Here is a 9151-nt window from a genome sequence, read left to right on the forward strand (position 1 = left end):
GGGAAGTTGGATTGCAGTTTTCATCGTTGCCTAGCTCTTAGTCCTGGTTCGCGGTGACTTGCGTGAGATCTTTGTGATCTTGAATCCGATTTCAGTGTGTACCACAGTCGTTACAAACACCTCCTTTTTGGGCGTTTCGTGCTTGAGGATGGCTCGCATTCGGTCGCCATCGCGGGTGTCCTCGTAACAATTGAGGTCTGCTTCTTTGAGCTTGAAGAGCTTGGAAATCTTCTTGGAAGTGAATTCCCGCACTTCGCTGCAGCTCAAGAACTCGTCCATGGAATACACCTTTTCTTGTGGTTCGGCCAGAAAAATGGGCGACCTGTGGTTTTTCTTGGCGACAGCCAAGTCGTAGAGATGTCCGAAAAGATACCTGTGCTTACCTGTTGGCAGGAGTGAATGAGTGGGAATCCTGCCACTTTTTGACCACCAGATGATCTGGCGTGGACTGACTCTCATGTCCTGACTGTGGAGTACGACGGACAGTTCTCGGGTCGTCATCGGGATATTTCGCACGTTCTTAAGTAGAGTGGAAACGTTCTCTTCGATGTGGAATAAATTATCGCAAGACTTGCACCGAGCAGTTCCGCTCGAACGTGATGCGTAGCATGTTTCTCCACAGGCGCAGACCCCTGCGAACTTCATGGGTTCCTTGGGTCCCAAAAGAAAGTCAGCGTCAGAGGAGAGAGACTGGATGTCCCACATGAAGTTTCTAACTCCGTAGGATTCGGTGATCTCGTGAAAGTGCGCCTCTGTCCATGACTTCATCGCCTGCGGGCTCCAGTTGCGGTTGGCGGCGCTGGAGGTGTAATGCCTCCACGAGCGAAATATCTCTCGGGCGGCTGTCTCGAACTCGAGGTATTCCAGTCGAGGCCCTTGCATGTAGCCTGAGTGGGCCTGTGAGTCGTATGGCGGACCGTACTGTGACTGGTAGGGGACGAAGTCTTCAAGTTCGACCATCAAGGTGAAGAGGAGGTTCAGATCCTCTTTCATCTTCTTGGTGTGTTTCGGGCAGGTGGCATTCGGGTGCGATTGCCTCTCGCATTCGCCGAAGTGGCAGTACTCGCTCAACCCTCACCCTCTCCATCCGAGTGCCTTCGTGTTGTCAGATTCCCCTGCCTGGCTTGGGGAAACTCGAAACCTGGATCTTGCAGTAGCGTCCAGTTATTTTGGTCTTCGGCGTTCCGAGGTCGATTGCTGAGAGTAGCTCCTCCTATCTTCTTGGTGAACGAAATATTGGTTTCGGCGAGTGGGATGTGTGGATTCCGTTACCAGTGAGTGACGGGCAGTCTGCGGCAGTGGTGGCTCTGTCAAGAATTGATAATTATTGCCATGGTTTGCCGGATTCGCTGGAAATATAGGTATTGGGCGCGTTTGTGGGTGGTCTTATCCGTGGGTCGCCGTTTCCGAGATTGTTCTCATCCGAAATAGAGGGGACTGCTGGAGTCTCCGGGATGGCGCGGCGAACGGGGAGGGCGGCCACGCGGGCGGTCGCACACTTGCCTGCTGTGTGGGCTCGCTTTAGAGGCGGCCGAAGCGCAGTTCGCGGGTCTAGTTGCGCTGATCGCAGACGCTGAAGGGCAGGCCGAGTACTACAGGTCCGTGGACGAGGCGGCGGGGAGTCCTTGAGCACGGACGAGCACCGTGAGGTGGGTGAGGCGATGCGCATGGTATACGGCGTCGGGAGGCCCTGAGTCTCATCAGGGAGAGGTGATGTGAGTGCCCGTGCCCCTGCTCTATGACACGGGAATGCTCATCGCCCTGGTACCACGCAAGGCCAAATCGGTTCAGATACACCGGGGGCTCACGCGGTCTCTGAAACGCCCTATGGTCGCTGCACCCGTCCTCGGCCGGATGTGAAGCACCGTAGCGCCGTGGTGTTCACCAGTGATCCAGGGGACATCGCCGCCTACGTGAACGTGATCGGTACTGACGACGTGCACCTGGCCGCGGTATGAGCCCCCATGGCTCGGTCTCGCTGTTGACAGAAGTGTTGTCGTTGGAAGAGTCTTGGTCGCCTTTTCGTGCATTTTCGTCACTGATGCGCGCGAAGGTGGCCAACTTGGCCAACTTGGCGCATAATGGAGGCATGAGTACTGAGCCCATGGAGCTGTCCGTCGCGGACGCCCGTGACCACTTCTCCCAGCGTGTGAACAGGGCTGCCTTCGGCGATGAGATCACCTACGTGACCAGGGGTCGCAAGCACGAGCGTGTGGCCGCCATCGTCCCGATCGAGCTGGTCGAGGCCTACGAGGAGCTACTCGATCAGCAGGACGGTGCGGTCGCACAGCAGAGACTGGAGGAGATCCGGGCCGGTGACGCCGAGGTCGTGTCCGCCGAGGATGTGGCCAAGGAGCTCGGCCTGTGACGGATGGGCGGTCGCGTACCTACGAGGTGGTGTTTGACAGTCGGGCCGGAAAGGAGCTCGGTAAGCTGGACAAACCCCTAGCTCGCCGCGTGTACTCGGCTGTTATGGCCCTGGCTGAGGAACCTCGTCCAGACGGATGCCGCCAGCTCAGCGGTCACACGGGACTCTGGCGTATCCGGGTGGGCGACTACAGGGTGGTCTACTCGGTCGATGATGGCCGACTTTTCGTCGTGGCCCTGCGTGTCGCCCATCGGCGCGAGGTATGCCGCAAACTCTAGGTTCAGCCTCCCGTAAGTGTACGCACCAAAGTACTTCGGTCGCCTATTCGTGCACTTCAAACACTGACGCTCCGCGGGCACGTGGTCTGGTTCTTGGCGGTGCTTGCTGGACTTGGCGTAATACTCGTATTACGATGGCGGTATGGCGAAGGTGCGCATCAGTATCAGTCTTGATCCGGACGAGGCCGAACGCGTCAGGTCGCACGCGGACCGCGCGGGGATGGACGTTTCGTCCTACCTGGTCAACGCAGCGATCCGCCAGATGGTCGAGGCTGAGGCGGCGGAGGCGGAGTTCGCGGGTGTCGACGCACTGATCGCTGAGGCCGAAGGGCGAGCCGAGGACTGCGGGCCTGTCGACGAAGCCGCCGATGACTCTCTGAGCGCGGATGAACGCCGGGAGGTCGACGAGGCCATGAGTCAGGTCTACGGGGCAGGGGAAGCCCACGCCCGGAACCGGGGCGAGGTGGCGTGAGCGCCCGCGTACCCGTCTACGACACGGGGATGCTCATCGCTTTGGCAGCGCGCAAGTCCAAGGCGGTTGAGATGCACCGAGGGCTCGCACGGTCTCCGCACCGTCCCGTGGTCCCCGGTCCTGTCCTGGGTCAGGTATGGCGTCCGGATCCGGCGACCGTGCACGCCATGAGCGCGGTCCTGAAGGAGTGCACGGTTCCCCAAGCCCGGTCGTCTCCTGCTGCTTTGCGGCCCACGGTCGCGGGGCAGCCAGAGTGCATCGCGTGTGCGGCCGCTCCGGACATCATCGACTGGCGACGCATCGGTGCGATGTTGGACGTGGTGGTACTTCCCGCGAAGAAGCGCCCGGACGCGGTGGACGCCCTCGTCGCGTGGACGGCCGTGAAGCACCGTAGCGCCGTGGTGTTTACGAGCGACCCCAAGGACATCGCCGCCTACGTGGACGCGATCGGTACCGACGACGTACACCTGGTCACGGTTTGAGCCCTTCGGCACTGAGGCCGGTGACCCTGGGCCGCGGGACGGGCCCGAACCACGGAGCGCAGGAGTTCCCCGAGTCAGAGCGGATCTCGCGGCCTCCCGGCGGACACCACGGTGACGGAACTGCCCCCAGCCCCGGTTGACTGTGCCCCCGGAAGTCCTCTCCCGGGGGCACGACCAAGCGACTGTACGGGTTACCACCAGGGGTAGCTGGCCTCCAGCATGGTGGTGCGTGACTCGTGCGCGTCCTCGTGCCGGATGTAGCCGCTGTGCTGAGCCTCGTTCACGGTCTCGAGCACCTGGGCGGCGTACCCTCCCCGGCGCGGGTACAGCCCCCGCAGGATCTCGTCCTCGAAGGGGATGTGGGCACCCAACAGGACACAGAACGGGTCGCCGGTGTTGTCGCCGTGGTTGAGCGCGTTGGCGACCTCGTGTTCCACCAGCCTGATCCCGCCGAGTTGGTTGTCGTGGTCGTCACGGCTGGCCGTCGTGGCGTCGTCCCACTCCAGGCGCGGCGCCGTCGGCGGTGCAGTACCCTCCTCGACCCAGTCGATCGTGTGGCCGTAGGCCGCGTTCAGCACGTAGTGGAACGGAACCCGGCTGAACGGCGGCATGTCGCACTGCTGCGGTTCGGTCGCCGGGTTCTCCCGGGCGATGAGCGGGGCGAAGGTGAGGTACTCGGTGTGGCCGACGTGGGCGGTTCCGGCGACCTCCCAACGGCGGAAGTGCTCCGAGTCAGGCTCCTGGCTCTCCGCCCTGGCCCGGACGTCGGTCTCCGCCATGAGCCGCATGACCGGTGTGGCGCTCTCGTCCAACGCCGTGGGGGCGCCGTGGATCATGAACGCGTCGACGGCCTCGTGGCGGGGGTGGAACCGGTTGTGGTACTCGGCCAGGTAACGGGCTGACTGGGAGTGCCCGGTGGCGATGATCGTGCCGACGTCGAAGCCGGGCAGCGGGTCGACGCCCAGAGGTGAGCGGAGGGCCCTCGCGGACTGGGAGAAGATGTCGAACGCCGGGGCGTCGAGCAGGTCCGCACCCCCGACGGTCAGGTCACCGTAGCGTTCGGGGTCCCAGGCGCGGAGGGCGTCGACCCCGACCCGTTGGGCGGAGAGCCCCACCCAGACGTGTCCCTCATCCATGAAGTAGTCGTGGGACAGGAACCAGTCGATCTCGATGTCGTGGCCGAAACTGACGTTGTTCCACTCCAGGAAGGTGCTGCCGCTGAAGTCGTCGGCCTGTGCCGGACGTCGGACGACCATCCGGGTGAGGTAGGGGGCGGTTCCGGCGTCGGGGTGTTCGGCGGTGCCCTCGAGAAGGAACTCCTCCTCGACGTAGTCGTACGCGTCGAGGTCGACCTTGATGGGTTCACCCTCATCGATCGGAGGGATCTCGGGACCGTCGGCGGACAAAAAGGGGTAGGAGTCGGTGGTGACGGGGAGCGGGCCGGAGACGGTGGCGGCCGGACCGTCCACGGGTTCGGCTTGGGCCGGCAGCGCTCCGAGTAGGCCGAGGGCGACGGTTGACCCGAGCAGGGCCGCGCCGAAACGAAGGGGGGATCTGGGGGGTATCCGCACGTTCACCTCTGGGGTAGCCCGGTGTTGCGGGAATGCTAGGTCGGGTCACTCTGCGCCACAAGGAGTCCCCGGGCCCGCTTTCCCTCAGCGGAGGAGAACCGGTGGAACCACGGATGGCCGGTGCCGACACGTCGCCGCGCCCTAGCTCAGTCGTGCCAAGCGGCCAAGGTGCTCTCTGCCCAGGCGCGGACGCGCTCGGGATGGCCCTCGGCGGGGAACCCGCCGTCCTCGGAGGTCTCGGCGATGGTGAACCTGAACCCCTCGGGGGCTTCCGGGCTGGAAGCGGGGGCGGCCTGCTCCCGGTCGCGGACACGATGGGAGTTGGCACGGCGGGAACGCTCGGTCAGCCTTCGGGAGGCCTCGGCCCCGTTCTCGACGTGGACACGCAGGAGCTCCAACGGAAAGATGTGCCCGCCCTGGGGCAGCCCGGACGGGTGCTGGAGGCGGTAGCAGGCGACGGCCACCCCGTGTAGCGGGCCCCACGGCTCCTGCCGGGAGTGGTCCAGGGCCAGCAGCCGGTGGAACAATTCCTTGCAGGGCGTGGCGCTGTGCGCTCCGCACTCTGGGCACGTGTCCATGCCGGGATCCTCTCGTGCCGGAGCTCGGCCGGTCCACACGTTTCCCGGCGCTCACGTCGATAGCTTCCGCGCGCAATGGACGGTGGGGCGGCGACAACGGTATTCAGCCGCGCCTCTCGAGAAAGGCCTCCAGCTCCGCCGAGGTGGGTGACGTGGCCGGGCCGCGGCGGGTGACGGCGATCGCGGAGGCCGCGTTGGCTCGGCGGGCGGCCTCCAGGACGGGCAGGTCCGATGCCAGGGCCGAAGTGAAGACTCCCACGTGGGTGTCGCCCGCGCCGTTGGTGTCGACCGCGTCCACGGCGAAACCCGGAACCCGTTGGGGAGCGGAATCGGCGGTGGCCACCACACAGCCCTTGGCGGCGTCGCGGAGGACGACCACCCCGGTCGGGCGGATCCGTCCGACCAGGAGTGCGGCGGCGCGCTCGGGTTCCCCGGCGCCGGTGACGGTGGCGGCCTCGGCTGCGCTGAGACTCAGGACGTCGACGCGGGCCAGTACCGATGCGAGGGTCTCGTCGGGGATGTTTCCCACGACCGGTGCGGGGTCCAGGACCAGCCGCACTTCGAGCGGGAGTTCGCGGATCCAGGTGACCAGTTGTTCGGCGCGTGGGCCCGCCAAGAGCGAGTAGCCCACCGTGTAGACGGAGTCCCCGGCGCCTGGGTGCAGGGTGCGAAGGTCTTCCAACGGCAGGTCCATCTCGGCGCCCAGGCGGGTGACGAAGGTCCGTTCGGCGGTGGCGTCGACCAGGGCCACGCAGAAACCGGTGTCCTCGGGTCTGGGCGGGTGCGCGACTCCCACGCCTTCGGCGCGCAGCGCGGCCCGGACGAGGTCACCGTGGGGTCCGGTCCCGTGCGCCCCTCCGTAGACCACGTTCGCGCCGACTCGGGCCGCGGCGGCGATCACGTTGAATCCGCCGCCGGGCAGGGTACGGGCGGAGCTGGCGAACGTGCCGCCGCCCTGCTCAGGAAGGTTGTCGACCGCCATCACGATGTCGATGATCACCGGTCCCACATGGTGGAGGTGTCCGGTCACAGCTGGTCCCTTCGTTGGATGCTTCCAGTTCCGCCACCGGATCATCCCGCAACCGCCGCACCGGGTGCGCGGGGTCAATGTCGAGACTTTGCCGCGACGCTCCCTCCCGCTTCCGGCGCTGGGACCCAGACTCGAAGGAGGATGGCGATTGGGAGGCGACATGATCACAACGGACTTCGTCACTGGGTCACCCTGCTGGCTCGAACTGGGGGCTTCGGATGCTGGGGCCGCGCTCGACTTCTACGGAAACGTGTTCGGCTGGGTGCCCGTGTCCGGGGGCGCCCGGACCGGCAACTACCAGGTCATGGTGTCGGACGGGGCGTTCGCGGCCGGGGTCGGCACGCTCTTCGACGAAGACGAGCTCCCTGAGTGGACACCCTTCTTCTGGGTCCCCGATCTCGACGCCGCCGTCGTTCGTGCGCACGACCTGGGCGGAAGGGTCGAGGTGCAGCCGACGGACGTGTTCGAGCTGGGACGGCTGGCCCACGTGACCGATCCGCAGGGCGGCTGGTTCGCGCTCTGGCAGCCGGGGAGCTTCTCCAGCCTCCAGGCCACGGACCGGCCGAACAGCCTCTGCTGGATGGAGCTGTGGACATCCTCAGCACAGGGCGCCAAGGATTTCTACGCCGGCCTGTTCGGCTGGGAGTTCAACGATGTCGAACTGTCCGAGGGCGGAGGTGTCTACTCGATGTTCCGTCCGGCTGGGCTGGGGGACGACCGGTATTGCGGCGGTCTGATGGAGATGGAGCCGACACAGCTGCCCCAGACCGAGGGCGGGGCGGACTGGCACCCGGTGTTCCAGGTGACCGACTGCGACCTGTCCGCCTACAAGGTCAAAGAGGCCGGTGGCCATGTACACATGGGGCCCGAGAACGCGGACGGCGTGGGTCGAATGGCAGTGTGCTCCGACCCCTTCTCCGCGGCGTTCGTCCTGCTCGACCCGGTGACCGGCCGGGGTTGAACCGTCCTGTTCCGCGCTAGCCCGGGCCTGCCCGTCGAGCTGGCCGGGTCTACCGCTCCGGTACGGCCGACGGCGTTCGGGACGAGGATTATCGAGTTTTTGCCGGAGCGATCCCCGGAATGTCAGTGACGGGGCGCACACTCGTGTGGAGTCACCACGGGAGGCATCGTGATCACTACCGACTACGTTATCGGTTCGCCCTGCTGGATCGAGCTCACCACCTCCGACGTGGACGCGGCGGTCGGGTTCTACGCGAAGGTGTTCGGCTGGGAGGCGGTGTCGGCCGGGCCCGAAACCGGCGGGTACATGCTGCTGAAGTCCGAGGGGGAGCTGATCGGTGGTCTCGGCCCGAAGATGGCGGAGGATGCCCCGGTCGCCTGGTCCATCTACTTCAACACCCTCGACGTGGACGCCTCGGTCCAGCGGGCCCGAGAACTCGGGGCCACCGTCCTCGTCGAGCCCTTGGACGTCATGGATCTGGGGCGTATGGCCACATTGGCGGACCCGCAGGGCGGGGCGGTCTCGCTCTGGGAGGCCTATGCCATGCCGGGTATGGGGCGCGCGGACGAACCGGACACCCTCATGTGGGTCGAACTGTGGACGCCCTCCCAACAGGGGGCCAAGGACTTCTACGAGGGCCTGTTCAGCTGGGAATTCGAAGACGTCGAACTGCCCGGGGGCGGAGGTGTCTACTCCACGATCTGCCCGGCCGGGCTGGGGGACGACCGGTACTTCGGCGGGATCATGGGCATGGATCCCGCGCAGCTGCCGCAGACCGGTGGCCGGGGTGACTGGCACCCGGTGTTCCACGTCGCCGACTGCGACGCCGCCGTCGCGGGGGTGAAGGCCGGGGGCGGCCAGGTGTACATGGGACCCGAGGACGCACCCGGTGTGGGTCGGATGGCGGTGTGCTCCGACCCCTTCTCCGCCGGGTTCGTCCTGCTCACACCGGATCCGGGTTAGGCATCCCGGGTCGGTGCCGGTCGCCCCCGCTAGGGCGTGTTCGGTGGATGCTGCCCGTCGCGAAGGTGCTGCGCCGTAGGCGTCCGTTGAGGGTTGGTGGCGGGCGACGAACGGGGGTGCTGCGCCGTAGGCGTCCGTTGAGGGTTGGTGGCGGGCGACGAACGGGGGTGCTGCGCGTAGGCGTCCGTTGAGGGTTGGTGGCGGGCGACGAACGGGGGGTGCTGCGCCGTAGGCGTCCGTTGAGGGTTGGTGGCGGGCGACGATCGGGGGGTGCTGCGCCGTAGGCGTCCGTTGAGGGTTGGTGGCGGGCGACGGGTGGGAGTATCCAGTGGTGCTGGCACAAGGCCGAAGAAGGAGTTCCCCTGCTGTGCGCTGCCTCGCAAGCTCGGCAGCATCGCACAGCGGGGGCCCGCCCGGGTTCGGCTGTCGACTGAGAGATGCGCAGTGA

General features: G+C 65.7%; 10 protein-coding genes. 6 read left to right on the forward strand and 4 right to left on the reverse strand.

All coding sequences use genetic code 11. The features are described from left to right. Positions 1–30: 30 nt before the first annotated feature. Positions 31–1071 (reverse strand): hypothetical protein, encoded by a 1041-nt coding sequence (locus tag ACYVD1_RS29060; RefSeq protein WP_460777698.1) that lies wholly within the window; start codon positions 1069–1071, stop codon positions 31–33. 1018 nt (positions 1072–2089) lie between these two features. Here ACYVD1_RS29060 and ACYVD1_RS29065 point away from each other — a divergent pair. The 4 genes from ACYVD1_RS29065 to ACYVD1_RS29080 all read left to right on the forward strand — a co-directional run bounded on the left by ACYVD1_RS29065 (position 2090) and on the right by ACYVD1_RS29080 (position 3600). Beyond that, positions 2090–2368 carry an antitoxin of toxin-antitoxin stability system gene (locus tag ACYVD1_RS29065; RefSeq protein ID WP_460777699.1) on the forward strand — a complete coding sequence of 93 codons (279 nt, stop codon included), beginning with the start codon at positions 2090–2092 and terminating at the stop codon, positions 2366–2368. Positions 2369–2397: 29 nt separating this feature from the next. After that, positions 2398–2646: a type II toxin-antitoxin system RelE family toxin gene (locus ACYVD1_RS29070; protein WP_460777710.1), complete on the forward strand. Its 249-nt coding sequence runs from the start codon at positions 2398–2400 to the stop codon at positions 2644–2646. Positions 2647–2788: 142 nt separating this feature from the next. Beyond that, entirely contained in the window at positions 2789–3118 is a 330-nt protein-coding gene (locus tag ACYVD1_RS29075) for a plasmid mobilization protein (RefSeq protein WP_460777700.1), read from the forward strand. Further along, positions 3115–3600 carry a hypothetical protein gene (locus tag ACYVD1_RS29080; RefSeq protein WP_460777701.1) on the forward strand — a complete coding sequence of 162 codons (486 nt, stop codon included), beginning with the start codon at positions 3115–3117 and terminating at the stop codon, positions 3598–3600. Before ACYVD1_RS29075 ends, ACYVD1_RS29080 begins: the two co-directional genes overlap by 4 nt. A 191-nt stretch (positions 3601–3791) precedes the next feature. Here ACYVD1_RS29080 and ACYVD1_RS29085 read toward each other — a convergent pair whose 3' ends face one another. From ACYVD1_RS29085 to ACYVD1_RS29095, 3 genes are all read right to left on the reverse strand, one after another. Further along, a complete protein-coding gene (locus ACYVD1_RS29085) occupies positions 3792–5171 on the reverse strand; it encodes an alpha/beta hydrolase domain-containing protein (RefSeq protein WP_460777702.1) in 1380 nt (459 codons plus the stop codon). Between the two features lie 146 nt (positions 5172–5317). Beyond that, positions 5318–5749 (reverse strand): DUF5946 family protein, encoded by a 432-nt coding sequence (locus ACYVD1_RS29090; RefSeq protein ID WP_460777703.1) that lies wholly within the window; start codon positions 5747–5749, stop codon positions 5318–5320. A 103-nt stretch (positions 5750–5852) separates the two neighbouring features. Further along, positions 5853–6779 (reverse strand): PfkB family carbohydrate kinase, encoded by a 927-nt coding sequence (locus ACYVD1_RS29095; protein ID WP_460777704.1) that lies wholly within the window; start codon positions 6777–6779, stop codon positions 5853–5855. Positions 6780–6939: 160 nt separating this feature from the next. Between ACYVD1_RS29095 and ACYVD1_RS29100 the strand changes: the two genes are divergently transcribed. Both ACYVD1_RS29100 and ACYVD1_RS29105 read left to right on the forward strand, forming a co-directional pair. Continuing rightward, entirely contained in the window at positions 6940–7740 is an 801-nt protein-coding gene (locus ACYVD1_RS29100) for a VOC family protein (protein ID WP_460777705.1), read from the forward strand. 168 nt (positions 7741–7908) lie between these two features. Next, complete coding sequence (locus tag ACYVD1_RS29105) at positions 7909–8703, forward strand: VOC family protein (protein ID WP_460777706.1); 795 nt, start codon at positions 7909–7911, stop codon at positions 8701–8703. Positions 8704–9151: the final 448 nt, after the last annotated feature.

The sequence above is a fragment of the Nocardiopsis nanhaiensis genome (genome assembly GCF_054778635.1).

Bases quoted from the DNA above. Each gene is read 5' to 3' on its own strand.
- ACYVD1_RS29065 (WP_460777699.1), top strand. From the start codon at position 2,090: ATGAGTACTGAGCCCATGGAGCTGTCCGTCGCGGACGCCCGTGACCAC.
- ACYVD1_RS29075 (WP_460777700.1), top strand. From the start codon at position 2,789: ATGGCGAAGGTGCGCATCAGTATCAGTCTTGATCCGGACGAGGCCGAA.
- ACYVD1_RS29090 (WP_460777703.1), bottom strand. From the start codon at position 5,749: ATGGACACGTGCCCAGAGTGCGGAGCGCACAGCGCCACGCCCTGCAAG.
- ACYVD1_RS29100 (WP_460777705.1), top strand. From the start codon at position 6,940: ATGATCACAACGGACTTCGTCACTGGGTCACCCTGCTGGCTCGAACTG.